Below are 25776 nucleotides of genomic sequence, written 5' to 3'. Positions count from 1 at the left end.
GGGAGCGGGCAGGGGATGCCCGCTCCCTTTCTTCACCCATCGGGTTCCTGCCTTTCCTTTTTTCTTTTCGTTTATGAAACCTTTTGTCCATATCAGCCTGGCCCTGCTGGTCATCGCGATTCTCACCGTGGGTTGGTGGCTGGCTGGCGAATCCAATTCCGCTTCCCGCCAGATAAAGGCGCTCAAGACCGCCAACAAGGGACCGATGGAACCTGACTTTTGCGGCCCGCTGCGTGCGCCTCTGCCGCCGCCTCCCATTGACAGTGTCTTTGGCCTTCACCTTTACGCCACCTCGGCCAAAGGCACGGTTCATCCTCTGCCGGTGATGGAGATTGTGGATGCGCTGCCGCCGCCGGAGGGCCTTCCTGTCAAGTCGGGCGCGGTTTCTGACATCCCGAAAAACGACACCGCCTATGACGATGTGCAGACAGTCAATGTCTTGCTCGAAGAATTCCGCCGCGCTTTCGGGGCCATGCCCACAGGCGAGCTAAATGATGAAATCGTGCGCCGGTTGCAAGGGGAGAATCCCAAAGGCATCGCCGTGCTGCCGAAGAGCCATGCCTCCATCAGTGCGGACGGTGAGCTGCTGGATAGGTGGGGCACGCCTTATCGTTTTCATCCTGAGAGCGCGTGGCACATGACCGTGCGGTCAGCGGGGCCTGACCGGGAAATGTGGACGAGTGATGATCTCATCAGTGATCAAGGTCCAATGACCACGCAGCTTTGATGCGGATCTTCTCAGGCTGTATATTTTTCGTTTTGCAAGAAAGTGCCTTTCGAAGACGATGCCCTTCTACCATGAAGACATCCACCCTTGTCGCGCTCGGTCTGTTCAGTTTTCTCACTGCCTTGCAGGCAGACAACTGGCCCATGTGGCGGGGCATCCAGGGGGATGGCACCACGGCCGAATCCGGCCTGCCGCAAAAGTGGAGCGCCACTGAAAACGTCCTCTGGAAAATCCCGCTTCCGGGCCCGGGAAACTCCACGCCGGTCGTGTGGGGAGACAAGGTTTTCGTCACGCAGGCGGTGGAAAAAACAGGCCAGCGTCTGCTGCTCTGCCTGGACCGTAAAACCGGCAAACAGCTCTGGGAGGCGGGCACGATCTATCGCGAGCCAGAGCTGACGCACGCGACGAATCCCTACTGCGCGGCCTCCCCTGCGACGGATGGTGAGCGCGTCATCGTCTCCTTCGCCTCGGCCGGAATCTTTTGTTATGACCTGCAGGGGAAGGAACTGTGGAAGCGCACCGACCTCGGCAAGCAGCATCATATCTGGGGCAATGGCACATCACCTGTGCTAGCCGGGGACCGGTTCTTTTTGAACTTCGGACCTGGCGAAAAGACCACCCTCTATGCCTTTGACAAGACCACAGGCAAAACGCTCTGGCAGCACGATGAGCCCGGCGGTGCCTCAGGCGAGAGCAAGGAAAAGAAATGGCTGGGCTCCTGGGCGGATCCGCTGTTTCGGAAGGTGGGGGACCGCTATGAACTCTTCATGTCCTATCCGGGCCGTGCCTGCGCGTTTGATCCCATGACCGGCAAGCAATGGTGGACTTGCGAGGGATTGAATCCGCTGGTGTACAATTCGCCCCTGTATGCGGACGGGCATGTGGTGGCCTTTGGCGGGTTCAATGGTCAGGGTCTGATGGTGAAGGCGGGCGGTGATGGAGATGTGACGAAGACGCATCGCGTCTGGCACCTGCCAAAGGTGAGCCAGCGGATTGGCTCCGGTGTGCTTCATGAGGGTCATCACTACATTCTCACCGATGGCGGCATCGCGGAATGCCGGGATCTGAAAACAGGTGGGATGGTGTGGAATGAGCGGCTAAAGGGGCCGGGGCCACGTGGCCAAAACTGGTCTTCTCTCGTCCTAACTGCGGAAGGATTGTGCTATGCGGTGAACCAGGGAGGCGATGCTTTTATCTTTCGTGCCAGCCCCACGTTTGAGCTTCTGGCGACGAACTCCATTGGCGAGAAAGTCATCGGTTCGATGGCGGTGAGTGACGGGCAGATTTTCATCCGCAGTTACGAGCATCTTTGGTGCATTGGGAAGTAGGGTAATTTAATCACAGGGTCGAAACTGCGAACGCAGAGTCGCGGCGTTTGGAGTGCCGTCCCGCAGGAAGGCGGGACGGAATCTTTGAAGCTACGAAGCTCTCCCAATCACCGCATAAATGCGGGACTCCGAACACCGCAGTCCGGCGCACAAAAAAGCGGCAACCGGTCTGCCGGTTGCCGCTGAATTTTTAGCCGTTGGTCTAACCAACGATGTGCTGGTTTAGCCCAGGTCTTCCGCTTCTGCAGGAGCGCCGGATTCAGCCTTGGCGGCATCGTCCTTTTCCTTCATGGCGGCCTTGCGGCTCATCTTCACGCGGCCTTTTTCGTCAATGCCGAGGCACTTGGCGGTGACGATGTCACCGACCTTGACGACGTCTTCCACGCGGTTGACGCGGAAGTCGGCGAGTTCGGAGACGTGGATGAGGCCGTCCTTCTTGCCACCGAGGTTCATGAAGGCACCGAAGTTCGTCGTGCTGACGATCTTGCCAGTGTAGATCTTGCCGGGCTCGATCTCCTGGGAGACGCCGCCGATCATCTCGATGGCGCGCTCAAGCCCTTCCTTGCGGGTGGCGTAAACGTAGATGGTGCCGTCGTCCTCGATGCTGATTTCAGCGCCGGACTCGGCCTGGATGCCTTTGATGTTTTTGCCGCCAGGACCGATGAGTTCACCGATCTTGTCGGGGTTGATCTTCATGATCTCGATGCGTGGAGCGTGCGGGCTGAGAGGCTGCACTTCGCTGATGGCGGAGGCCATGGCGGAGAGCACTTCCGTGCGGCCGTTTTTGGCCTTGGCGATGGCTTCTTCGAGGATGCTGAGGGGGATGCCGGGAAGCTTGAGGTCAAGCTGGTAGCCGGTGACGCCTTCGGAGGTGCCGCAAAGCTTGAAGTCCATGTCGCCGAAATGGTCCTCAGAACCGAGGATGTCCATCATGGTGAGGTAGCGCTTCATGCTTTCGCCTTCGAACTCGGTGACGAGACCGACGGAGATGCCGGCCACGGGGCGGATCAGCGGCACACCTGCATCCAGGAGGGCCATGACGCCGGAGCAAACGGAGGCCATCGAAGTGGAGCCGTTGGAGGCCATCACTTCACTGCTCACGCGGATGGCGTATGGGAACTTGGATTTCGGCGGGATCACGGCGTCAATGGAGCGCTCAGCGAGGGCGCCATGGCCGATTTCACGGCGGTTCTGACCGCCGAAGCGGCCACACTCACCCACCGAGAAGGGAGGGAAGTTATAGTGCAGGATGAAGCGCTTGCTGTCAGGGCCGCCTGCGTAGGTGTCCATTTCCTGGGCTTCGTCCGCCGGGGCCAGCGTGGCGATGGAAAGGGCCTGCGTTTCGCCACGGGCGAAAAGGGCGGAACCATGCGTGCGCGGAAGCACAGAAACTTCACCGGAAAGGTTGCGGATCTGGTCAATGGCGCGGCCATCACAGCGGCTCATTTTGTCCAGAATGGAGATGCGGAATGCCTTCTTCTGGAGGTAGTCGAAAGCCTGGCTGATCTCGAAACCGGTCGCTTCAGGGAAACGTGCCTTGATGGCGGCTTCCACTTCATCCTTCAACGCGCCGACAGCCTTATTACGGGCGACTTTGCTTGGCTGATAGATGGCGCCTTCGATGCGGTCACCGGCGATTTCGTAGGCGACTTCGAGGAGTTCGTCTTTGACGAGCATGAGAGGCACCACGCGCTTCTCTTTGCCAGCCAGGGCGGCGAGTTCTTCCTGAGCCTTCACCAGGCCCTGGATGCTGTCCTGGGCGAACCGGAGGGCGGCGATGAAGTCGCTCTCAGGCATTTCGAGGGCAGCGCCTTCGATCATGATGACGTCGGTCTTGTTACCGACGTAAACGAGGTCCAGGTCGCTGTCCTCGCGCTGGCTGTGGGTGGGGTTGGCGATAAACTGGCCGTTCACGCGGCCCACACGCACGGCACCGATAGGGCCTGCGAAAGGGATGTCAGAAACGCAAAGAGCGGCGGAAGCACCGTTGATGGCGAGGATGTCCGAATCGTTCTGACCGTCTGCGCTGAGCAGCAGGGCGACGATCTGGGTTTCGTAAAGGTAGCCTTTCGGGAACAACGGGCGCAATGGGCGGTCCGTCATGCGGCAGGTCAGGATTTCCTTTTCGGTGGGGCGGCCTTCGCGCTTGAAGTATCCACCAGGGAACTTGCCGGCGGCAGAGGCTTTTTCTTTGTACTCCACGGACAGCGGGAAGAAGTCGAGACCTTCCTTGATCTTGGTGGCGGAGACGGCAGTGACGATGACGATGGTGTCACCCAGGCGGACGGTCACCGCGCCATCAGCGAGGTGAGCGAGCTTGCCTGTTTCGATTTCGATGATCCCTGAACCGCAGGGAGTTGTTACTTTATGGATGGCCATGGTGGCTGTATTCTATGTTTGTTTGTTTTGGGAAGGATCCTGCCTGGGGCAGGGGGAGTTCAGTCTCAGCGGCTTGGCCTGATGACACCCTCGTTGAGGGAAAGGGCTGCGCACAGGCAAGCGACCCGGTATCCGGGTGCATACTGGCTGAATACAAACAAGGGGTGATGTTTTGTGCATCACCCCTTGTTTGTGGGAAAAGTGAATTAGCGGCGCAGGCTCAGGCTCTTGAGGAGCTTCAGGTAGCGCTCGTTGGCGGTCAGCTTCAAGTAGTCAAGAAGCTTGCGGCGGCGGGCCACCATGCGGAGAAGGCCACGGCGTGTGGAGTGGTCCTTGGAGTGCACCGTCAGGTGCTCGGTCAGTTCATTGATACGGGCCGTCAAGATCGCGACCTGCACGTCGGCGCTGCCGGTGTCTTTTTCGTGCAGTTTGAATTCTTTGGGGCTGGTGGTAGCTTCGCTCATGGTCAGTTATGAAACCCGACACCTTGTCAGGCGGGTTGTGTTTGGGATGTTATAAAAGGGCCGCGAAGAAACCACGTCGGCTGAGATTGGCAAGAGGAAATTGTGAACATCTTGAGCTTCATCCTGCCTGGTGCATCAGGTTTAGGGCAACGCTGGAAAATTCGGGGCAATGAACGCGCCTTTACCAGGAACTCAGGTCATCATGGAGCTGGTCCATGGCCTGGGAATGAACGGCGCGCTCGGGGAGATCGGGGCAGCCGAATGGGACGATCTGGACTTTGTTATATTGAAGGGCGGTGATGCCGTTTTTGCTGTTGCTGTCCAGGATGGAGCGCCAGGCTTCTTCTGCAAAACGGGCGGCCAAGATGCAATCTCCGGGGGTGGTGTGGCCGCCGCGCTGAAGGTGGCCGAGCACGGAGGGACGGACTTCCAGGTCTTGGAACGGGGCCCCTTCACGTTGGAAGTATTTCTGAAAGACATCCCGGAGGACGTAGGCCCCGTTGCGGGTCTGGGGCGGGTCAAAGGTGACGCCTTCAGCAATCAGTACAATGGCATGTCCGCGGCCACGGGTCATGGCACCTTCGATTTCTTCGGCATACGCACGCATGGACTTCTCTGTCAGCGGGCCGCTTTCCGGGGTGATGACCATTTCAGCGCCGGAGGCCAGGGCGGCCATACGCGCAAGGTCACCGCTTTCACGCCCCATGGTCTCCAAAACCATGACACGCCGATGGCTGCGGGCCGTGTCAATGAAGTGGTCCACCGCCCAGACGAGGGTGTGCACGGCGGTATCCACGCCAAGGGCCATCTCGGTAAACTGCAGGTCGTTATCAATGGTGGCGGGTACGCCGATGATACGCAGACTGCTTTCCTCGGCCAGCAGGCGGGCGCCGGTCAGTGAGCCGTCCCCACCGACGACGACGAGGGCTTTAACGCCCAGGCTTTCCAGGAGCTGGATGGCACTGCGCCTGACTTCCGGTTTGTGGAAATCCAGGCAGCGGGCGGAGCCCAGGATGGTGCCGCCTTTCCCCATGATGCCGCTGACGCTGGCATGGTCCATTTGGATGATGAACTGCTGGGCATCAATGAGACCGCGGTTTCCGGGCTGGGCGGTGATCTCTTGTTTCAGCCGGACGAGTTCTTCGGCGTCTCCATTGACCATTTTGGCGGCGCGGACGAGGCCCCGGTAACCATCCCTTATGCCGAGCACGGGTACCTTGTGCCGGTTCAGCCCCAGGCGCACGATGGCGCGGAGGAAGGCATTCATGCCGGGTGCATCGCCGCCACTGCAGAGTACGGCGACGGGACTTTCGGGAAATAAATTCATGGGATGCTGCCCATAGCGAAGCTGAGCGCCCCTGCAAGCAACGGCTGCTACACTTTTTTTGGATTCAAACTCCTGCCTAAACGATCCGCCCGCGGCTACGAATTGTTATCAATTGCCCGCCGAATGCTGGCGAGGACATCGCTGATCTTCACGTCAATGCGCTGACGCTTTTTGAAGTAGCAGACTTCCTCGTATCCGGAATCGCTCAGGTTATTGAGTGCGGTGATGAAGTGCTCACCCACACGGCCGGGTTTATGGGCATCGCTGCCGACGACGATGGGGATCTTCCGCTCGGCCATCATGCGCAGCATTTCATTGCCGGGGTTCATCTCCGAATAGCTCTTGTTCAGGCCGGAGGTGTTAAGCTCCATGGCGACACCGGTTTTGGCGATGCGATCCAGAACGGTGGTGACGGTGTTCTTGATGATGGCGAAGCACCAGGAATCCGGGTGGTAGTTTTTGACCAGATCCGGGTGGGCCAGGCAGTCATAAAGGCCGGTTTCCGCGCTCTGGGCGAGGTGCTCGAAGTAACTGCGGCGGAAGTTCTCGATGGTGCCGGTTTCAAACTTGGCCAGGTAATCCTTCGACTGCCAATGGAGGCCTCCGAGGATATAATCAAAATCGGCGCGCTGATGCAGCTTCTCGATCCATTTTTCATGACCGGGATAGAACTCGCTTTCCAGCCCGAGGCAGACATCCAGCTTGCCACGATAGGCCTGGGCGGCGCGCTGGACGATGGAGACATAGGTGTCAAACTCGCTGTCCGACATGCGGACGCTGGGCCAAAAGCCGTCCGGCATGGGGCAATGGCAGGTGAAAATGATGCCTTTGAGACCGGATTTGAGGCCCTGGGCGGCGTATTCCTCCGGCTCGCCAACGGCATGTTTGCACAGCGGGGTGTGCATGTGGGAATCGTAAAACAGGGCGCCGGATTTGATGGCCACCGGTTTTTCCTCCGACATGACAGGAGGTTTTGGCGCGGCGAGGGGCTCCTCAATGACGGGGGCAGCAGCAGCGACCTGGGCGGTGGTTTTGGGTGCCGAGGCGGCGGCCTTCGGGGCAGACGGCTTCTTCGCAGGTGCAGCTTTTACCGGAGCGGCTTTTGTCGGGGCGGGCGGGGCCGCTTTTTCCACCTTGGGCGCTGCCTTGGCCACTTTTACCGGAGCCTTGACCGCCACTTTTTTGGGGGCAGGAACGGCCTTTTTAGCGATGGGGGCGGCCTTTTTGGCAGCCGGGGCAGGTTTCTTGGCTGCCACAGCAGTTTTCTTGGCAGGGGTGGAGGGCTTTTTGATGGCGGTTTTCTTTGGGGCGGGAGCTGCCTTTTTCCTTACGGGACTTTTTTTGGCCGCAGGGGCTTTCTGGCTGGCGGCGGCTTTTTTGGCGGGCGTTTTCTTTCCCAGGACTTTGGGCAGGGGCTTGGCGGGTGCTTTTTTAGCGACTGTTTTGCTGGCGGATTTGGGCGCAGGCTTGGAGGCTGGCTTTTTGGCCGAGGTTTTGGAAGGCGCCGCTTTTTTGGCTGCCTTGGACTTGGTGTGGGTCGTTTTGCTCACTTGGTTAGCTCCTCCTGTCTGTTAGTATTAACCAGCCTTTGCCTTCACTGCCTGTAATAAGGACGGATTCAGCATTTGATTTAGCTTCCGAATAGCACAGTCTGAGCGTCAGCGGAACATTTTTCCAATCTCCCATTTCAAGTTGCTCCAGCAGGGGCTGAAACGCGGGGTCATGGGGGTTCAATCCAGCCTTGAGGCGTTTATCGTTTCCTGGATAGCTGATTTCCAGCCAGACCTGCCTGTCACTGCCGGTAGTGGGCAGCCGGGAAACCAAAACGCGAAAGAGCGTGGGCGACGTGGGTTTTCGGCTGAGGAAGTCTGCCCACTCCATTTCGCTGTATTTAACCAGGCTTTCCCAATCCACACGGAATCTGCCGTCCGGGCCCTCTTCGACGATGACTTTGGCAGGTTTCCCGGAGGTGAAAAGAGCTTCGATGTAGCCGAGACGCTGGCCTTTTTCGCCAATGGAAACGCAACTTCCCAGCCCTGCGACGGTGCGGGTTTGCAGTGTCTTCTTGGTATAATATGCCTGCATCAGCGGACGGACACGGCCGACATCGCGGGCGAAGGCCAGCTTGTCATTCACGCTGGCGGCCTGGAAAAAACCGCGCACGGCTGTCTCAATGAGGCTCCGTTTTTCCTCCAGCCGGGAGATGCCGCTGAAGTCCGGATCTGGCTGCGTGGAGGAATCGGCCAGGGTGGCGCTGGATGAGTCTTTTTTGGGTTTTCCCTGGTATTCCGGCTGGACGGGAGGGCTGCGTTCCAGGCTGCGAATGCTCATGTAGAAAGCTGCGGCAATGAGGACCACCAAGGCTGCGGCAGCCGAGAGGCGGGGCAAAAGTTTCGACGTATCTCCCCGCCGTCGGTTGCGGCTGGCGCGGGGCTGATCTGGAACTGAAGTCATTGCCTGACACGAGTGGAGCCGAAGGCGGGATTTGAACCCGCGACCCTCGCATTACGAATGCGATGCTCTACCACTGAGCTACTTCGGCATAGGCCACTTATTTCGGTTGAGCAGGAACGTTATACCCAGGCAATGCCGTTTGTCATTTGGTTTCTGCTCGGTTTCTATCAAATTTGGCCCAACGTGCCTTGCCATTCTGTCAGGTCAGGTCCACGCTATCCATCCCCACCATGCCACCCGCTGCCAATAACGCCTATATCGAGTTCAAGGCCGAGCTTGAGCAGATTCTGCGGCACAAGTGGTTCATCAGTGAAAAGGAAAACCGGGACATCGGCTTTGAGCGGGCTTTGAATGACTGGGCGCAGAACCACCGGTCAGAATGGCGGAAACACCGCAATACCCTGGTTAAAAGTAAAAAGTAACCCGGCGGGGCAGGTGCGATGCCTGGCTCATTTTTCGCGATGTTTGGCGAAGATGGCCAGGGTGCGGTCTCGCTCGGTGCTGTGGTCCACGCAGGGGAGCGGGTAGTCCGGGGCGATGGGGCGGTTGTCCTTGGGCGCATCCAGCAGCCGCTCGGCGGGCACGTTTTTGAGCTCAGACACCCAAGTGCGGATGTAGGCGCCGTCCGGGTCGTAGCGCTTGGTCTGCGTCCAGGGATTCTGGATGCGGAAATAGGGGGCGGCATCGGCTCCGGTGCCGGCGCTCCACTGCCAGCCGCCGTTGTTGCTGGCATTTTCGCCATCCACCAGATGCTGCATGAAAAAGCTCTCTCCTTGCCGCCAGTCGCAATGCAGGTCTTTCGTTAAGAACATGGAGACGATCATGCGCACCCGGTTGTGGATGAAGCCGGTAGCCAGCAGCTGGCGCATGCCCGCATCCACGATGGGGAAGCCGGTGCGGCCCTGGCTCCAGGCATGAAACCCCTCGTCCGTACCGGGCCAGGGCAGACCACGAAAGTCGGGATTGAACTCCTCCTCAAAGACTTCCGGGTAGTGCCAGAGAATGCCGATGTAAAATTCCCGCCAGGCGAGTTCCTTGATGTATTTTTCGATGGAAGTGCGCGCGGCCGGAGTGGTCGCCTGGGTGGCGGCTGCCAGGCAGCGGGCATGGAGTTCCCGGATTGAAATGAGGCCAAACCGCAAATCCTGGCCCAGCCGGGAGGTGGTGGTGCCGGCGGGAATGTCGCGCTTTTCGCCGTATTCATGGAGGGTGCGGTTCTCAATGAAGCTCTTCATCCGCTGACGCGCGGCCTTTTCTCCGCCTGCGGGAATGCCATCCGGGGCGGAGGGCAGCTTCCAGTGAGCCAGGGTGGGAACGGGGAGGCTGGTCACTGAAGCGGCGGCGGCCGGGCCGAGGCTGGCCGGCTTTCCCTCGGCAGCGGTTTTGTCCAGGGACAGCCAGTTTTTGGAATAGGGTGTATAGACGCGGTAGGGGCCGCCACTGCCGGTCAGCACCTCATCAGGCTCATGCAGGACCCGGTCTTTAAAACTGTGGCAGGGGATGCCAATGCGGCGGCAGACTTCCTGCACCTTCTTCTCCATCATGCGCCCGTAGGGATCGTAATCGCGGTTAAAATAGACGGCTTCGGCCTGGGTTTCGTGGATGAGTTTTTCCAGTTCGGCATCCGCCTGGCCGCAGCGCAGGACCAGTCGGCTGCCTGCCGTCTCCAAATTTTTGCTGAGGGAATCCAGGCTGTCGCAAAGAAACTGCTGCCGTATGGGACCTGTCCAGCCGTGGTTTTGGCTCGAGCCGCTCAGGATGTAAACGGGAATGACCTGGGCGGAGTCCCTGGCTGCATGATGGAGTGCGGTATTGTCCATCAGCCGCAAATCGCGGCGGAACCAGTGAATGGCAGTCTTGTGCTGGGGCATGGGTCCAAGCTACGCCTGCCGGGAGGGACGAGGTGCTGGCAATTGACAAAAACCCATGGGGAGATAGAGGGGGGGAAATGCGGCTGCAGGTGGGAGGAAAGTTGGCACGGTAGATGCTTGCTGATTTCCGCCTCTGCTGTGCCAACCAAACGTCCAGCAGAGTACAACCTACAACCATCCATCCATGATCCCGGTCTTCCATAACTGGCGCACCTTCGCGTGCGGTCTTGTCGTCACCACCCTGCTGTCCCTTGGGGCAGTTCTGGCCCAGGAAACTGCTGCTCCCATGCCGGCCCCCGCGGCTGAAGCTGCGGAGGCGGCCACGGCTGAAGCGCCTCCGGGGACCGTGGAAGAGCGGCTCAGCAAACTGGAAAATCCTGGCGGCATCAATTCTGGTGACAATGCCTGGATGCTGACCAGCTCTGCCCTGGTCATTTTCATGTCGCTGCCGGGCCTGGCGCTGTTTTACGGCGGCATCGTTCAGAAGAAAAACATCCTGTCCGTCTTTGCGCAGATCTTTGCTATCGCCGGCATCGCCTCCCTGGCCTGGTGGGCCATTGGCTTCAGCCTGGCTTTCTCCGAAGGGAATGAGTTCATCGGCGGAACTGACAATGCCTTCTTTAAAGGGGTGGACGGCGAGCCCGGAACGCTGGCGACAGTTTCCCAAAACATCTTTGCGATGTTTCAGCTCACCTTTGCCATCATCACGCCCGCCCTCATCATTGGAGCTGTGGCTGAGCGCATGAAGTTTGCGGCGGTGCTGGTGTTTGTGACGCTGTGGCTGTTTGCCGTTTACTTCCCCTTTGCCCACATGGTCTGGGGCGGTGGTTTTCTGGCGACGAACATCAAGGCCATTGACTTCGCAGGCGGCACGGTGGTGCACATGACCTCAGGTTTCTCGGCACTGGTTCTTTGCATCCTCCTGGGCAAGCGCCAGGGCTATGGCAAAGAGCAGTTCGCCCCGCACAGCGTGGTGCTGACGGCGGTGGGCACCGGGATGCTGTGGGTGGGCTGGTATGGCTTTAATGCCGGGTCTGCTGGTGCTGCGGATGGCGTGGCCGGAAATGCCTTTGCGACGACGACTTTTGCAGCGGCCATCGGCGGCTGCGCCTGGGGTTTTGCGGAGTGGATCTGCAAGGGCCGCCCGAGCGTGCTCGGCTTTGCCTCCGGCGTTATCGGAGGTCTGGTGGCCATCACTCCGGCGGCGGGTTTTGTGACCGTCGGGTCATCCATCATCTTTGGTCTGCTGGGCGGCATCGTGCCGTTCATCGCCGTCACGTATTTGAAGCGCATCTTTGGTTATGATGATGCTCTGGACACCTTTGGGGTGCACGGTGTTGGCGGCATGCTCGGTGCCATTCTGACTGGCATCTTTGCTGACCCTGAGGTGAGCGGCCTGGTGGCTGAGCTGAAGGCCGACGGCGTGAACTTGCTGGCCGAGCAGCTCAAAGCTGTGGGTGTGACCATTGTCTGGAGCGCCGTGGCGACCGTGCTCATCGCCATCATTTGCAAAATCACCGTCGGCCTGCGTGTCAGCCCTGAGGCTGAGCGCATGGGTCTGGATCTGGCAGAGCACGGTGAGTCCGGATACGAGCATTGATTTTGATATCCATTTTTGGGTCTTTTTAGAGCCGGGGCGTGCCAACGCTCCGGCTCTTGATATTTCAGGGTGTTTTGCACGATATCGGGGTTTAAGGCATGGATCGTCATGCAATGTGGGCAAAATGCGCGTTGAACTGAACGAACAGCAGAGACTTTACTACCAACATGGGTATGACACGTTTTTTAACCCTCGCCCTTTTGGCGCTTGCCCTGTTTGCGCATGGTGAAACGGCTCAGAAAAAAAGCAGTTCCCCTGATAAGGAAAATGTGAAGGAAGGTCCGTCCACGGATGGGCCGCCGGTTGCGGCTGTGAGCAGCATTGAAGAGACTGACATTCAGGGGTTCGAGCATTACGCACCGCAGATCCAGGAGCTGATCCGTCAGTCTTTAGCGCTGACCAAACTCAACCTCACCTACACTTTTGGTTCGGCCGATCCCAAGAATGGCGGCATGGACTGCTCCGGTGCGATCTTTTTTGTGCTGAGTGATTTCGGCTTCAAAGGCGTGCCCCGCCAGTCCAATGAAATGGCGGGCTGGGTGAAGGAGAAGACGCTGCTGCACCGGGTGGAGAAGGCGGATTCGCTTTCGCATCCGGAGTTCTCATCCCTGCAGCCGGGCAACCTGCTTTTCTGGTCCGGCACCTATGAAGCCGGTCCCCGTGAAATCCCTGTGACGCATGTGATGCTGTATCTGGGCAAGCTGAAGAAGAGCGGCAAGCATGTGGTGTTCGGGGCCAGTGATGGCCGGGCTTATCAGGGCAAGCGGCGCACGGGCGTCAGCGTCTTCGATTTTTCCCTGCCGCGCTCCACCAGCTCGGCCACCTTTTATGGTTATGGGATGATCCCCGGAGTGGGCAAGATCGAGGTCAAAGAAAAGTCTGTGGAACCCGTGGTTGTGGCCGAAAAGACGGAGCCAAAGCCTGCACCCGTCAAACCGCAAGAAACTGCCAAAGCGCAGTCAGCCCCAGTCACAAAAACCGCCAGCGAATCCAAAGAGAAACCGCCAGAGCCAAAAATGGCCGCCACGACCGTGAAGGAAGAAGTCCGGCCGGCGATCCCAGTCGAAAAGAAACCGGCGCCTATCACGGCTAAGGCTGAACCGCCACCTGTGAAAAAGACGGAGGCCAAAACGGTCGCTGCGAAACCGGCGGCGACAGCCAAGCCGGCCACCGCCAAACCCAAAAGCTCCGCCCCGGCCAAGTCCACCTCGTCCAAACCCAAGGTCGTGGCCAAACGGAAACCGGCACCGCCGCCGCCGACTCCGCTGGAGCGTGCCCGGCAGGCCACCACGTCCTTTTTTAAAGACGTGCGGAAGAATTTCCCCTGATGCCTGGGGAAGGGTGGCGGGGTGACCAGGAGGGCAGGCTGAATATCGGAATTGATTTTCCAGGGTCCAAGTAGCTCTTGCACTCTGGCGTTTTCCCCCGAATTTCAGCCCCCCTTTTAGCCATGATCCCGAACGCCTACCGATCCCTTCACTGCAATGCCGTACGCCCTGAGCACATCGGCCAGACCGTCACACTCTGTGGCTGGGTGAATTCGGCCCGTGACCATGGCGGCGTCATCTTCATTGACCTTCGCGACCGCGAGGGGCTGACCCAGGTGGTTTTCCGCCCTGAAGAAAACGCTGACGTGGCTGCTCAAAGCCATGTGCTTCGTGATGAAGATGTGGTGCAGATCATTGGCAAAGTCTCCGCGCGCCTGACCGGCACGGAAAACAGCAAGCTGCCCACCGGTGAGGTGGAAGTGGTGGCCCTGGAGCTGAAGGTGCTGAACAAGTCCGACGTGCTGCCGTTCCACCTGGACCGTGAGCTGTCCAACGAGGACATGCGGATGAAATACCGTTATTTGGACCTGCGCCGCGAGCGGATGAACAAGAACATCCGCACCCGCCACAAGATCACCAACGCCGCCCGCAACTACCTGGACGGAAACGACTTCGTGGAGGTGGAGACGCCCATCCTTTCCAACCCGACGCCGGAAGGCGCGCGTGACTTCCTGGTGCCTGCGCGTCTGAGCCCCAGCAAGTTTTTTGCCCTGCCGCAGGCCCCGCAGCAGTACAAGCAGCTTCTCATGGTCGCTGGCCTGGAGCGTTATTTCCAAATCGCCCGCTGCTTCCGCGATGAAGATCTGCGCGCTGACCGCCAGCCGGAGTTCACCCAGATTGACATCGAGGCGAGCTTCATCGAGCAGAACGACATCGTGAACCTGGTGGAAGGTTTGCTGGCCAGCATGTTCAAGGCAGGCCAGGGCGTGGACATCCCGCTGCCCTTCCCGCGCATGACGTATCAGGAAGCCATGGACCGCTACGGCTCTGACAAACCGGACACCCGTTACGGCGTGGAGATCGTGGACATGGCGGACGTGTTTGCTGAAAGCGGCTTCAAAATTTTCCGCAGCACCCTGGAAAACGGCGGCGTCGTGCGTGCCATCAATGCCAAAGGTTTTGCCGGCATCACCACCGGCCAGATGATCCGCCTGAACGAGCTGGCCATCCAGGCCGGCATGAAGGTGAAGCAGCTCGCTTTCATCAAGATCGAAAACGGCGAGTACAAATCTCCGCTGTGGAAGTTCTTTGGCGAGGTCGAGCAGAAAGCCCTCGTCGAGAAGATGAACGGTGAAGAAGGCGACATCATTTTCTTCTATGCCGGCACCTGGGAAGACGCCTGCAACATCCTGGGCAAGGTGCGGCTGGAGATCGCCAGCATGATGAACCTGACGAAGGACAGCACCGCGCTGAACTTCCTTTGGGTCGTTGACTTCCCCTTGCTGGCCTTCAGCCCTGAAGACCAGAGCTGGGTGGCCGTGCATCATCCCTTCACCCGCCCCAAGGCGGAAGACGTGCCGCTGCTGGAAGCCGGTGAATACGGCAAGGTGCGCGCCGAAGCCTATGACGTGGTCCTCAATGGCTACGAGCTCGGCGGTGGCTCCATCCGAATTCATGAAAGCGACCTCCAGGCCAAGATGTTCAGCGTCCTGGGCGTCACGCCTGAGGAGCAGGAACTAAAGTTCAGCCACATTCTGGAAGCCTTCAAATTTGGCGCTCCTCCGCATGGCGGCCTGGCCCTCGGCCTGGATCGCATTGCCATGCTGGTCTGTGGTGAGGACAGCATCCGCGAGGTGATTGCCTTCCCGAAAAACAACAAGGCCTGCGATCTCATGACCGACAGCCCCACCAATGTGGATTTCAAATCCCTCCGCGAGCTCTACATCCAGAGCACCTGGAAGGAGAAGAAGATCGAGACCGCTGCGGCGACGGTGCCGGTTTTGCCAGTGCCGTGAGTGGCGCTCCGTGTTGATTGATGCCGTGGCTGTTCTATGATCAGCCATGGCAAATCAATGGCCAGGATTTGGAATGACCGATGCTAAGATCGAAGAGGTGGCAGTCTGGCTGAGCCGGGATCATCCTTCATTCAAAGATGGCATGGTCATGTATTTCCGCATGGCCGCTGCCCTGCTGAGACAGACCCGCCAGGACTTTTTCCTGTTACCCTTGGTGTTTACGCAGTCCGTTATCGGGTTGGAAAGAATGCTGAAACTGCACTTCGGTCACGATAAAAAAACGCTTCAAGCCATGCTGGATGACGCAGTCAATGGCGGGCTAATTAGGGATCATGTCTTTTCAAAAATCGAACCATTGCCGAAGGTCTGGTTCCAGGATGCGGTGCCAGATTCTGCAAAAGAGCCGGAATGCCATGCCCGTAAGCTGGCTATTTGTATTCCCCGGCTAAGGAATCAGTTTTTTCATGGTCACTACATTCTAAATGTTGAGCTTCTGGAGCTGACTATCCAGACCAGGGAGATCGTGGATGCATTGTTGGCAGTTCATCCCAGATCCGAATGGTCTTACGACGTGGCCGAGGTCAAAGCCCCCTCCGTTATCGTCGTGAAGTGATGTTGATGTTATGGCATGTTGTGGAGTCAATCTCCAGCGGCCTTTTTTCGGCTGGCGAGGAGGGTGACGATGAGGACGAAGAAGCACATTACGAGGGAGAAGAGGGGGAACTGAAGGGCGGCGGGGAGGCTGTAGATGAGGGCGAGGGCGGGGATCCAGACGAGCCAGTTGGTGACCATGACGGCGGGGCAGGTGCGCAGCCAGAAGTCGCGGTCCAGGGAGGCGCGGGTGCATTTCCAGTTCGCTCCCAATTCGATCCAGCGAAGGGCGATGAGGTAGGTGGGGACAAACCAGAGGGGGCTGAACACGAACTGGTCGAGGGCGACTTTTTTGAGCAGGGTGAGAACGTCGTTGCCATGGCCAAAGAGGAAACCCTGGAAGCGGTAAAACAGGTCAATTTCCATGCCGCGATAGCCCCAAAAGAGCATGCTGAGCAGCAGGCGCTTCCACCGGCCGTGCTCGGGCAACGTGCCCATGAGGGCCTGGACACCGAAGGGGAGCACGGCGGCGGCGAAGATGGTGGAGGTCAGGGAGAAGGCGAAGGACCAGCGCAGCTTGAAGTTGCCAATGGCCTCCCAGATTCCGGCCACGGCAGGGACCTGATAATAGGAAGTGACCAGGGTGATCACGAGCACGTTCAGCAGGAGGCAGGCGGTGCGATTTTGCCGGAAGGCGGCTCCAATCATGCTGAAAATGCCGGATGATTGGGGAAGCGGAGATTGCATGAAGCGCAGGCAGGGGGGAATGAATGAGGGCCAGAATGCCATTGCTATGAGTCTGACTGCTGCGCAACTGGAGCTTCATCTCACACGTTATTCTACTGCCCATGCCAAACCTCATTCTCGCCGCCGCTGATCTTCATCGCAGTTACGCTTTGGCGGAGTCTGCCGTGCCGGCTTTGCGGGGTGTATCGCTGGAGCTGGAGGCGGGGGCTTTTGTGGCGGTGATGGGGCCTTCAGGGTGTGGTAAGTCCACGCTGCTGCAGCTCTGCGGGGCGATGGACAAGGCGGACTCGGGATCGCTGAAACTGGATGGCAGGGAGGTCACGTCCATGACGGATACGGACCTGACGCGGCTGCGCCGGGAGCGGATCGGGTTTGTGTTCCAGTTCTTCAATCTGCTGCCGACGCTGAGCGTGCTGGAAAACATCGCCATGCCGCTGCTGCTGGCGCGGGTGGCTGAAAAGACTGCTTTTGACAAGGCGCGTGCGCTGGCAAAGCGGGTGGGCATTGAGCACCGGCTGGATCACTTTCCCAATCAGATCTCCGGCGGTGAGGCGCAGCGTGCGGCGCTGGCGCGGGCGGTGATCCATGAGCCGGCGCTGCTCATCGCGGATGAACCCACGGGAAGTCTGGACAGTGCGAATGGTCAGCGGGTGCTGGAGCTGTTTCAGGAATTGAACCGGGACCTGGGCATTGCCATCTTGATGGCCACGCATGATGCGCAGGTGGCGGCGGTGGCGAAGGAGACGGTGAGGATGAAGGATGGGAGGATGCAGAATGACGAATGACGAAATCAGAATGCAGAAACACATCCCTTTTTACCGCCCGTGATTCTCAAACATTCGTCATTATTCCGTCGTTTCATCCTGCGGCCCATGCGGGCGGAGCCGGTGCGCACGGCGCTGACGGCGCTGGGCGTGATGCTCGGCGTGGCGGTGATGCTGGCGATCCAACTGGCGAACAGCGGCTCGTTGCGGGGGTTTTCGGCGGCGTTGGATGCGGTGTCGGGAAAGGCGGCGCTGGAGATCATGGCGCCGCCTTTGGGGGTGGATGAGACGTTGCTGCCGGGGATGGCGTGGCTGCGGGAGTATGGGATTGCGACGCCGGTGATCGAATCGGATGTGATGGCAGTGGCGGGGGAGGGGCGGGAGATGCTGCGGATCATCGGGGTGGATGCGATGCGGGATCCGGCACTGAGGGACTATGCGGTGGCCACGGATGGGGCAGGCGGGAATGCGGCGACGGGGATGGAACTGATGGCTCTTTTGGGCAAGCCGGATTCGCTTTTGATCACGCGCACGTTTGCGGAAAGGCATGGCTTGAAAACCGGGGGCACGATCCGGCTCCAGGTGGGGGATCGCGAGAAGGTGTGCAGCATCACGGCGGTTCTGGGGGAAGGCGGGGATCAGGGCAAAGGCGGTGCGCAGTCGGCCCTGGCGGCGCAGTCGCTGGCGATCATGGACATTGCCAATGCGCAGGTGATTTTGGACAAGCCAGGGCGGGTGGACCGGGTGGAACTGCGACTGCATGAAGGGCTGGGGGTGGAGGCTGCCGAACGAGAAGTGCGACAACGGCTGCCGGACGGGCTGACCGTGCAGAGGCCGCAACGGCGCACGGCGGCGGTGGAAAAGATGCTTGCGGCCTTTCACTTCAATCTGACCATGCTGTCTGGCATCGCCCTGGTGGTGGGGCTGTTCTTGATTTACAACACGGTCTCCGTGGCGGTGATGACGCGGCGGCGTGAGATCGGCATGTTGCGCACTCTGGGCGTGACTCGCGGGCAGGTGCTGCGGCTGTTTTTGGGGGAGGCGACGCTGCTTGGCATCATCGGGGCGGTGCTCGGAGTGCCGCTGGCGAAGCTGATGGCTGAGGCGGCCATTGCGCTGACTTCCACCACGGTGGATACGCTGTATGTGGCCACGGCGGCGCAGGTGCCGGATGTGACGTGGGTTCACTGGGCCATGGCTTTGGGCATTGCTTTGCCTTTGTCCTTGCTGGCGGCGGCGCTGCCTGCGCGGGAGGCGGCGCGGGTGACGCCGGTGGAGGCGATGAGAAGTGAGGCGGGCACTCCTGCCTGCCCGAATCCGTCATCCAGATGGCAGGCAGGAGTGCCCGCCTCACTTTGTTTAATCGCCGGTTATGTCGCGGCGAGGCAGCCGCCGGTTTCGGGGCTGCCGCTGTGGGCTTACTTTGCCTGCCTGTGCGCGGTGGCGGGCATGTCGCTGCTGGTGCCTTCGGTACTGCGAGGAACGGCGCGGATGATGCGGGGGATCTTGGGCCGGGTGTTTGGCATTGAGGGCAGGCTGGCGGCTTCGCAGATCAGGGCGTCCACGCACCGGTTATCGGTTTCCGTGGCGGCGCTGGCGGTGAGCCTGGCGCTGACGGTGGCCATCGCGGTGATGGTGGGGAGCTTTCGGCAGACGGTGCTGTACTGGGTGGACCAGACGCTGGGGGCGGACCTGTATGTGCGGCCGGGAACGCCGCCGCGCAGCCAGAGTCCGCCGACGTTTTCGGAGTCCACCTTGAAGACGCTGAGGGAGCATCCGGCGGTGGAGGCCTTTGACGGGTACCGCTCCATGGACATGCCGTTTCGTGACCGCATCATCAAAATGGGCACCGGGGACTTTGATGTGCAGATGGTGCATGGCCGGCTGGCGCTGAAGACGCGGGGGGATGCGAGGGAGATGCTGAAGCAGGCGAAGGAGAAAGGGGAAGTCTTTGTGTCTGAAAGTTTTGCGCTGCGCTTTAATGTCAAGGAGGGGGATTTGATCACGCTGCCCACGCCAAAAGGGGAGCATGCCTTCCGCATTGCGGCGCAGTTTTATGATTACTCCAACGACAGCGGCACCCTGACCATGGACAAAACCTTGTTTCAAAATTGGTTCGGCGAGAGCCTGCCCACGCATGTGGCCATGTATCTGAAACCTGGCTTCAATGCAGAGGCGGTGAAGACGGAACTGGTGCAGCAGCTGGATGGTCGTGGATTTGTGGCCATCTTCACCAATGACGGGCTGCGCCAGGAGGTGCTGCGTATTTTTGACAGCACCTTTGCCATCACCTGGGCCCTGGAGATCATCGCCATTCTGGTAGCCATGGCGGGAGTGGCGGCGACGATGATGACGCTGGTGCTGGAGCGGAAGGAAGAGATCCGGCTGCTGCGCATTGCGGGGGCGGAGGCTGCGCAGGTGCGGCGGACGATTGTTATTGAATCGGGGCTCATCGGGGCGGTGAGCCAGGGGCTGGGGCTGGCGGTGGGGATGCTGCTGTCGCTTGTGCTTATTCATGTGATCAATCCGCAGAGCTTCGGCTGGAGCATCCAGTTTTACACACCGTGGCTGTTCCTGGCAGGCTCGACGGTGCTGACCATTGCGGGCACGATGGTGGCGGGTCTGTGGCCTGCTCGGCGCAGTGTGTCGCGGACGTTTGTGGCGGGGATTTTGATGCTGGCTTTGTGGCCGTCAGGGCTGGAGGCGCAGGAATGGAAAGCGGCTAAACCGGGTTATGAATATGTCTTTCCACGGGATCATGGGCAGCATCCGGAGCACAAGATCGAGTGGTGGTATTTCACGGGCAATTTGAAGACGAAGGAGGGGCGGCGTTTGGGGTATCAACTGACGTTTTTTCGCATCGGGGCGGTGGCGGAGCCGGAGGTGAAATCGCCCTGGGCGCTGAGGGATGTGTGGATGGCGCACTTCGCGCTGACAGATGTGGAGGGTGGGAAATATCACCACGCGGACCGGCTGAACCGGGCGGGGCCGGGGCTGGCCGGGGCGACGGAGCAGCGGGTGTGGAATGAAGACTGGGAATGCAAGATCCTGCCGGATGGGAAGTTCACGCTATTAGCTAAAGATGGGGACTTCAGCCTGGATCTGGCGCTGGATACGGGCAAGCCTGCGGTCATTCATGGTGCGGATGGCATCAGCCAGAAGGGCGTGACGGTGGGCAATGCGAGCCATTATTATTCCCTGACGCGCATGCCAACAACGGGCAGCCTGCGGGTGGGGGAGGAGACTTTTGAGGTGACGGGGGAAAGCTGGATGGATCATGAATTTGGCACCAGTTTTTTGGAAAAGGGCACGCAGGGCTGGGACTGGTTCAGCGCGCAGCTCAGCGATGGTAGCGAGCTGATGCTGTTTCAATTGCGCGGAGATGCGGCGACGGATTCCAGCGCGGGTACCTGGATCAAACCGGACGGAAGCGTGGTGGCCCTGACGGCCAGGGATTTTAAGCTGACGCCAGGCAGGACCTGGAAATCACCGGGCGGGGCTGCGTATCCCATTGAATGGCGTATGGAGGTGCCGGAGCACGGGATTTCCCTGAGCAGCCGGGCTGTCCTGCCTGACCAGGAATTCAAAGCCGCCTCCACGCCGGGGCTCGGCTACTGGGAGGGGGCGGTGGATTATGCGGGCCAGATCGGCGGAAAGCCTGTGACGGGCCAGGGATATCTGGAAATGACCGGGTATTCGGGGAAGGCGATGAGCGTCTGGTTTGGCCAGGATTGAGGCAAGGACGGGCTGGAGAACGTAGGATAAAGGAATTATGATGAAACAAAGCGCTGATTACGGGGTCTTAAACCACAGCTCATGAATTCCTGGCTCAAAGGCATCCTCATTTCCAGCGTCCTGCTGTGCGTGCTTTCCTTCGGCACGCTGGCCTGGCTGGCGATGCAGACGACGGAGCCGACGGCGGGTCTGCAGCGCAAAAGCCCGGCCACCTGGGACTGGGGATTCAAATCCAACCGGCCACCGTCCCAGGATGTGGTGACGGCCTCGCTGGACTCTGCCGCCGACGAGCTGGCGCGTTCCATCATTGAGCTGGCGGACCGGCTGCGCAGGCTGAATGCGGCCCCTGGGGTGAAGCCCAACGAGCTTTTGCTGACTTTCAAGTCACCTGAGGCGCTGAAGGCCTTTCGTGCCCGTGCTGCCGGGTTGGGGCTGAAACTTTTAAACGATGACGAGCGCCTGCTCACGGCGCGGGTGGGCTATGATGATGCGGAGGCGATGGCGCGTGAGCTCCGGCGCAATGCGGGAGATCTGGACAACATCGGGCTCAACTACCTGGCCTGGGTGCCGGGCCTGCCGGATCTCAGTCAGGTGGATGCCACGAATGCGGGAGGGGCGATGCCTTTTGGGACCAGCGGACTGGAGGCCATCGGTGCCAAGGGTGACCGCAGTGAATGGGGAGCAGGCAGCAAGGTGGCCGTTTTGGATACGGGCGTGACGGATCATCCGATCTTTGAGAAGACCCGTGTGACGCACATTGATCTCGTGAATGATGGCGAAACGCCGAACGGTCACGGAACGGCGATGGCCTCGCTGATCGCCGGGCAGGATGCCGCAGACGGTGGCGTGGCACCGGCCTCGCAGATCCTGGATATCCGGGTGGCGGATACCAATGGGGAAAGCAATACGGCGCTGGTGGCGGAAGGCATCATGCGGGCAGTGGATGAAGGGGCGCGGGTCATCAACATCAGTCTTGGCACCACCGGGGATTCGTCCGTCCTGCGGCTGGCGGTGGAGTATGCCCAGGAGCGTGGTGTGGTCGTCGTGGCGGCAGCAGGCAATGAACAGCAGGCAAACCTGGCGTATCCGGCCGGGTATGAGGGTGTGATCAGTGTGGCGGCGGTGGATGCCGCGGGCAACCAGGCGTTCTTTTCCAACTCGGGCGAGACGCTGACGCTTTCCGCACCCGGGGTGGGCATTGTCTCCGCTTACAGTGACAACCGGATGGTGGTGAGCAGCGGCACCTCGCAGGCCACGGCGCTGACCAGCGGTGTGGTCTCGGCCATGCTGGGCTGGGGATATTCGGCGCAGAACATCAGTGACACCCTGATCCGCAATGCCCAGCCGACCGGTGCGCCGAAGACGCAGGTGGGAGCGGGCATCGTGCAGTTGCCGAAGCGTTAGACTGCGGCCTTTTTGCGGCGAAATTGCAGCGCCATGAAGACGCCGGTTAATGCCAGCATAGCGATGCAAAAGACATCGCCGTATCGGGCATAAAAGGTCAGGATTCCAGCCTTGGAAACCTGCACTTCTCCAGGCAGGCAGCCTTCGATGAAGGTATTGCCGGTGACGGGATCATGGAGGTGGGAAGTCACCTGGCCATAGGTGTCAATGAAACAGGTGATGCCGGTATTGGCCGCGCGGACCATGGGACGGCGCAGCTCGATGGAGCGGAATTTGGCATTGGCCAGATGGACTTCGGTTTCGACGCTCTGCAGGAACCAGCCGTCGTTGGTGATGTTGACCAGCATTTGTGGCGCGGGCCGGACAAAGCGGCGCGCCATGCGGCCGACGGTGTCTTCAAAACAGATCAGAGGGATGAGCTGGACCTGGGGTTTTTCGAGGAGGAAGGGTTCGGCTTTTGTGCCGGGATCGAAGTCGCCCGGAAGGACGCCTTTGAGGAAGGAAAAGGGCGGGATGTTGCGCAGGGGCAGGTATTCGCCAAAGGCCACGAGGTGGATCTTGTTATACTCCTGGCGCTGGTTGTATCCGCCCCGGAAGAGGACGGCGGAGACGTGGCCACGCTGGCCGGGTTCATGAAGCTCGGTACCGGTGAGGAGGCTGTAATCGCCCAGTCCCAGAAGCTCGTCAAAATAAGGCCGGTGGTCGGCCAGGCCGTAGAGGTGGACGGGGAGGGCGCTCTCCGGCCAGATGACCAGATCGGTCTGGGTGACGCCATCGCGCGCTTCTGCATAAAGGCGGGTGAAGTCGTGGAGGCGTTTGTAGATCTGCGGGCCGAGCTCGCCTGACCAGGAATCCACCTGGGCGACATTCGGCTGCACCAGGACGGTGCGGACGGTGACGGTTTCCTCTTTGCACTTTTCACCCAGTCTCAGCGCGCCGTATCCGGCGATGCTGAGGACCAGAACCATGGCAAAGGTGAAGTCCAGACGGGAGCGGCACTGGCCCTGTCCGCGATAGACCATGATCATGCGGGAGACGGTATTCCAGGCTGTGCAGGCGACGAAGACGGGAAGGAAAGACAGGCCCATGACGCCCACGACATCGGCAATCTGGATGAGCAACACGTTTTGATGAAGGGCCACGCCGAGGCCGTTCCAGCCAAAACCGGAGAAGGGAAAGTAGCTGCGGACCCACTCCAGGCCGGACCAGGCGGCGGCGGCGATGAAGGCGCAGCGCAGGGAATGCCAGGTGCTGATCTGCCAGGGAGCATTGGCCAGTTTTTTGAAGTCCGGTTTGGCAAAGCGGGCGACGATCCAGGACCAGATGCCGAAGTAGAGGGCGCAATAAAGCGCCAGGCCGAAGACTGCGGCGAATCCGAGCAATTCCGGTCCCCAGCCTATCCACGTATCATCCCTGGCACCGCCAACCACCCGCGAGGAATGGCGCAGCCAGGCGAGGTTGGGAATCCAAAAGGCGAGACCTGCCAGCCAGCCGGAGAGAAAGGGGGAAGAGGCTTTTTTGCCCTCCCGTTCCGCCATGGGCCAGAGCAGGAACAACAGCGGGAACAGCCAGATCCACGCGGCGATTTCCAGATTCATCCCTGGAAAGGCAAGGGTGAGCAAGCCGCCGCTGAGCAGAGGGAGGAGGAAGCGGGAAAAGCGGGACAGCGCGGGCATGGGCAGGCGGCGAGTAAGGAGGTTGGTCAGGGAGACTGTGCACCTGACCGGGCTTGCCCGCGAATGCTTCTTCACCCGCGAGGGCGGGATTTTGAAGATGCAGAATGACAGGCGTGTGAGAAGGCTATAATACGAATTCAGGAAGACCAACCACGCCAGGATTTGCAATGACACCTGAAGACCTTCTCGCCCTCAAACAGCTGTGCATTTCATTGGGACTTGGGCTGCTGCTGGGGCTGGAGCGGGAGCGCTCGGAAAAGTCCATCGCGGGCATCCGCACGTTTCCTTTCATCTCCCTGTTTGGGACGGTGTGCGCGCAGGTGGGGGCGGCGACTTCGCCCTGGATCATCGCAGCGGGTCTGATGACGGTGACGATGATCGTCATCTTCGCCAATTACACGAAGATCCGAAAGGGCGACAATAATGCCGGGACGACGACGGAATTCGCGGCGGTGCTGCTTTATGTAGTGGGTGCGTTGATTGTCGTGGGCAGCATCGAGTCATCCCTGGTGGTGGGCGGAGTGATGGTGATTCTGCTGCATCTGAAGGAGCCGATGCATCGTGTGGTGGGGTCCATGGGGGAGCATGACATCAAGGCGATCATGCAGTTTGTTTTGATCTCTCTCATCATCTTGCCGGTGCTGCCCAATGAATCCTACGGACCCTATGAGGTGTGGAATCCGTTTAAAATCTGGCTGCTGGTGGTCTTCATCGTGGGCATCAGCCTTGGGGGCTACGTGCTTTATAAAATTTTTGGTTCGCGGGCCGGGTCGTTGCTGGGCGGTGTCATCGGGGGGCTGGTGTCCAGCACGGCCACGACGGTCAGCTTTGCGCGGCGCTGTGCCTCGGATGCGGCGCTGGCCCCGCTCGGCGTGGTGGTCATCATGGTGGCCTCCTGCATCTCCCTGGTGCGGGTGCTGGTGGAGGTGGCGGTGGTGGGCCCGGGCATCTTCATGGCGGTGGCGCCGCCTTTGGGCATCCTGCTGGGCTGGTGCATCCTCATCTCGGCGGTGCTTTATGGGATCAGCCGCAAGCACCAGGCGGAGATGTCCGAGCAGAAGAACCCGGCGGAGTTTAAATCGGCCCTTTTCTTTGGCCTGATTTTTGCCCTGGTGCTCTGGGGAGTGGCGGAGGCGAAGGCGCGCTTTGGGGATGCGGGCATGTATGTGATCAGCATCATCTCCGGGCTCACGGACATGGATGCCATCACGCTTTCCACGGCGGAAATGGCGGGGTCTGGAGGCATTGCCACCCGGGTGGCCTGGCACGCCATCGTCATCGCCGCGATGGCCAATTTTGTGTTCAAGCTGGCGACGGTGGCGATCCTGGGATCGGCGGCCCTGGTGTGGCGGACGGCGGCGGCGTTCGGGCTAGCCCTGGCGGGCGGCGGGGCGCTGCTGTGGTTGTGGCCGTGGTAAACAGGGTT

The 25776-nt window shown here is 60.0% G+C and carries 19 protein-coding genes and 1 tRNA gene; 11 read left to right on the top strand and 9 right to left on the bottom strand.

Annotation, left to right across the window (positions count from 1 at the left end; genetic code table 11):
* Positions 1 to 73 precede the first annotated feature (73 nt).
* Both WJU23_RS19465 and WJU23_RS19460 read left to right on the top strand, forming a co-directional pair.
* A complete protein-coding gene (locus tag WJU23_RS19465) occupies positions 74 to 727 on the top strand; it encodes a hypothetical protein (protein ID WP_346334288.1) in 654 nt (217 codons plus the stop codon).
* Between the two features lie 71 nt (positions 728 to 798).
* A complete protein-coding gene (locus WJU23_RS19460; RefSeq protein WP_346334287.1) occupies positions 799 to 2055 on the top strand; it encodes a PQQ-binding-like beta-propeller repeat protein in 1257 nt (418 codons plus the stop codon).
* A gap of 222 nt (positions 2056 to 2277) precedes the next feature.
* On the opposite strand, the gene WJU23_RS19455 is transcribed toward WJU23_RS19460, so the two are convergent.
* The 6 genes from WJU23_RS19455 to WJU23_RS19430 all read right to left on the bottom strand — a co-directional run bounded on the left by WJU23_RS19455 (position 2278) and on the right by WJU23_RS19430 (position 8767).
* The gene (locus WJU23_RS19455) at positions 2278 to 4434 is read right to left on the bottom strand and encodes a polyribonucleotide nucleotidyltransferase (RefSeq protein ID WP_346334286.1); all 2157 of its coding nucleotides are present in this window, start codon (positions 4432 to 4434) and stop codon (positions 2278 to 2280) included.
* A gap of 206 nt (positions 4435 to 4640) precedes the next feature.
* Positions 4641 to 4898, bottom strand: coding sequence for a 30S ribosomal protein S15 (rpsO, locus tag WJU23_RS19450; RefSeq protein WP_346334285.1), 258 nt, complete (start codon positions 4896 to 4898; stop codon positions 4641 to 4643).
* 181 nt (positions 4899 to 5079) lie between these two features.
* Positions 5080 to 6225, bottom strand: coding sequence for a 6-phosphofructokinase (locus WJU23_RS19445; RefSeq protein WP_346334284.1), 1146 nt, complete (start codon positions 6223 to 6225; stop codon positions 5080 to 5082).
* A 95-nt stretch (positions 6226 to 6320) separates the two neighbouring features.
* Positions 6321 to 7775 (bottom strand): histidinol-phosphatase, encoded by a 1455-nt coding sequence (locus WJU23_RS19440; protein ID WP_346334283.1) that lies wholly within the window; start codon positions 7773 to 7775, stop codon positions 6321 to 6323.
* 4 nt (positions 7776 to 7779) lie between these two features.
* Positions 7780 to 8613: a hypothetical protein gene (locus WJU23_RS19435; RefSeq protein ID WP_346334282.1), complete on the bottom strand. Its 834-nt coding sequence runs from the start codon at positions 8611 to 8613 to the stop codon at positions 7780 to 7782.
* 79 nt (positions 8614 to 8692) lie between these two features.
* Positions 8693 to 8767, bottom strand: a tRNA-Thr gene (locus WJU23_RS19430).
* Positions 8768 to 8909: 142 nt separating this feature from the next.
* On the opposite strand from WJU23_RS19430, the gene WJU23_RS19425 reads away from it, so the two are divergent.
* Positions 8910 to 9101 carry a DUF4032 domain-containing protein gene (locus tag WJU23_RS19425; protein ID WP_346334281.1) on the top strand — a complete coding sequence of 64 codons (192 nt, stop codon included), beginning with the start codon at positions 8910 to 8912 and terminating at the stop codon, positions 9099 to 9101.
* 27 nt (positions 9102 to 9128) lie between these two features.
* Here the strand turns inward: WJU23_RS19425 and WJU23_RS19420 are convergent, their stop codons facing one another.
* Complete coding sequence (locus tag WJU23_RS19420; RefSeq protein WP_346334280.1) at positions 9129 to 10550, bottom strand: deoxyribodipyrimidine photo-lyase; 1422 nt, start codon at positions 10548 to 10550, stop codon at positions 9129 to 9131.
* 184 nt (positions 10551 to 10734) lie between these two features.
* Between WJU23_RS19420 and WJU23_RS19415 the strand changes: the two genes are divergently transcribed.
* The 4 genes from WJU23_RS19415 to WJU23_RS19400 all read left to right on the top strand — a co-directional run bounded on the left by WJU23_RS19415 (position 10735) and on the right by WJU23_RS19400 (position 16046).
* A complete protein-coding gene (locus WJU23_RS19415; RefSeq protein WP_346334279.1) occupies positions 10735 to 12150 on the top strand; it encodes an ammonium transporter in 1416 nt (471 codons plus the stop codon).
* 173 nt (positions 12151 to 12323) lie between these two features.
* Complete coding sequence (locus WJU23_RS19410; RefSeq protein WP_346334278.1) at positions 12324 to 13478, top strand: NlpC/P60 family protein; 1155 nt, start codon at positions 12324 to 12326, stop codon at positions 13476 to 13478.
* A gap of 122 nt (positions 13479 to 13600) precedes the next feature.
* Complete coding sequence (aspS, locus tag WJU23_RS19405; protein WP_346334277.1) at positions 13601 to 15433, top strand: aspartate--tRNA ligase; 1833 nt, start codon at positions 13601 to 13603, stop codon at positions 15431 to 15433.
* 46 nt (positions 15434 to 15479) lie between these two features.
* Positions 15480 to 16046, top strand: a complete 567-nt coding sequence (locus tag WJU23_RS19400; RefSeq protein WP_346334276.1) for a hypothetical protein — start codon at positions 15480 to 15482, stop codon at positions 16044 to 16046.
* A gap of 26 nt (positions 16047 to 16072) precedes the next feature.
* Here WJU23_RS19400 and WJU23_RS19395 read toward each other — a convergent pair whose 3' ends face one another.
* Positions 16073 to 16771: a hypothetical protein gene (locus WJU23_RS19395; protein ID WP_346334275.1), complete on the bottom strand. Its 699-nt coding sequence runs from the start codon at positions 16769 to 16771 to the stop codon at positions 16073 to 16075.
* Between the two features lie 101 nt (positions 16772 to 16872).
* Here WJU23_RS19395 and WJU23_RS19390 point away from each other — a divergent pair, with 101 nt between their 5' ends.
* The 3 genes from WJU23_RS19390 to WJU23_RS19380 all read left to right on the top strand — a co-directional run bounded on the left by WJU23_RS19390 (position 16873) and on the right by WJU23_RS19380 (position 22674).
* Positions 16873 to 17556 (top strand): ABC transporter ATP-binding protein, encoded by a 684-nt coding sequence (locus WJU23_RS19390; protein WP_346334274.1) that lies wholly within the window; start codon positions 16873 to 16875, stop codon positions 17554 to 17556.
* 39 nt (positions 17557 to 17595) lie between these two features.
* Complete coding sequence (locus WJU23_RS19385; RefSeq protein WP_346334273.1) at positions 17596 to 21270, top strand: lipocalin-like domain-containing protein; 3675 nt, start codon at positions 17596 to 17598, stop codon at positions 21268 to 21270.
* 81 nt (positions 21271 to 21351) lie between these two features.
* A complete protein-coding gene (locus WJU23_RS19380) occupies positions 21352 to 22674 on the top strand; it encodes a S8 family serine peptidase (protein WP_346334272.1) in 1323 nt (440 codons plus the stop codon).
* On the opposite strand, the gene lnt is transcribed toward WJU23_RS19380, so the two are convergent.
* Positions 22671 to 24350 (bottom strand): apolipoprotein N-acyltransferase, encoded by a 1680-nt coding sequence (gene lnt, locus WJU23_RS19375; protein ID WP_346334271.1) that lies wholly within the window; start codon positions 24348 to 24350, stop codon positions 22671 to 22673. The genes WJU23_RS19380 and lnt overlap by 4 nt on opposite strands.
* A gap of 167 nt (positions 24351 to 24517) precedes the next feature.
* On the opposite strand from lnt, the gene WJU23_RS19370 reads away from it, so the two are divergent.
* A complete protein-coding gene (locus WJU23_RS19370; protein ID WP_346334270.1) occupies positions 24518 to 25768 on the top strand; it encodes an MgtC/SapB family protein in 1251 nt (416 codons plus the stop codon).
* Positions 25769 to 25776 lie beyond the last annotated feature (8 nt).

The organism is Prosthecobacter sp. SYSU 5D2, from assembly GCF_039655865.1.
GTDB lineage: Bacteria > Verrucomicrobiota > Verrucomicrobiia > Verrucomicrobiales > Verrucomicrobiaceae > Prosthecobacter.
The sequence above is the reverse complement of the archived record's forward strand: the minus strand, read 5'-3'. Positions and strand labels throughout refer to the sequence as shown.

Excerpts from the sequence above, each read along its gene's own strand:
- WJU23_RS19465 (WP_346334288.1), top strand. The coding sequence starts at position 74 with ATGAAACCTTTTGTCCATATCAGCCTGGCCCTGCTGGTCATCGCGATT.
- WJU23_RS19460 (WP_346334287.1), top strand. The coding sequence starts at position 799 with ATGAAGACATCCACCCTTGTCGCGCTCGGTCTGTTCAGTTTTCTCACT.
- WJU23_RS19455 (WP_346334286.1), bottom strand. The coding sequence starts at position 4,434 with ATGGCCATCCATAAAGTAACAACTCCCTGCGGTTCAGGGATCATCGAA.
- rpsO (WP_346334285.1), bottom strand. The coding sequence starts at position 4,898 with ATGAGCGAAGCTACCACCAGCCCCAAAGAATTCAAACTGCACGAAAAA.
- WJU23_RS19445 (WP_346334284.1), bottom strand. The coding sequence starts at position 6,225 with ATGAATTTATTTCCCGAAAGTCCCGTCGCCGTACTCTGCAGTGGCGGC.
- WJU23_RS19425 (WP_346334281.1), top strand. The coding sequence starts at position 8,910 with ATGCCACCCGCTGCCAATAACGCCTATATCGAGTTCAAGGCCGAGCTT.
- WJU23_RS19420 (WP_346334280.1), bottom strand. The coding sequence starts at position 10,550 with ATGCCCCAGCACAAGACTGCCATTCACTGGTTCCGCCGCGATTTGCGG.
- WJU23_RS19415 (WP_346334279.1), top strand. The coding sequence starts at position 10,735 with ATGATCCCGGTCTTCCATAACTGGCGCACCTTCGCGTGCGGTCTTGTC.
- WJU23_RS19410 (WP_346334278.1), top strand. The coding sequence starts at position 12,324 with ATGACACGTTTTTTAACCCTCGCCCTTTTGGCGCTTGCCCTGTTTGCG.
- aspS (WP_346334277.1), top strand. The coding sequence starts at position 13,601 with ATGATCCCGAACGCCTACCGATCCCTTCACTGCAATGCCGTACGCCCT.
- WJU23_RS19400 (WP_346334276.1), top strand. The coding sequence starts at position 15,480 with ATGGCAAATCAATGGCCAGGATTTGGAATGACCGATGCTAAGATCGAA.
- WJU23_RS19395 (WP_346334275.1), bottom strand. The coding sequence starts at position 16,771 with ATGCAATCTCCGCTTCCCCAATCATCCGGCATTTTCAGCATGATTGGA.
- WJU23_RS19390 (WP_346334274.1), top strand. The coding sequence starts at position 16,873 with ATGCCAAACCTCATTCTCGCCGCCGCTGATCTTCATCGCAGTTACGCT.
- WJU23_RS19380 (WP_346334272.1), top strand. The coding sequence starts at position 21,352 with ATGAATTCCTGGCTCAAAGGCATCCTCATTTCCAGCGTCCTGCTGTGC.
- lnt (WP_346334271.1), bottom strand. The coding sequence starts at position 24,350 with ATGCCCGCGCTGTCCCGCTTTTCCCGCTTCCTCCTCCCTCTGCTCAGC.
- WJU23_RS19370 (WP_346334270.1), top strand. The coding sequence starts at position 24,518 with ATGACACCTGAAGACCTTCTCGCCCTCAAACAGCTGTGCATTTCATTG.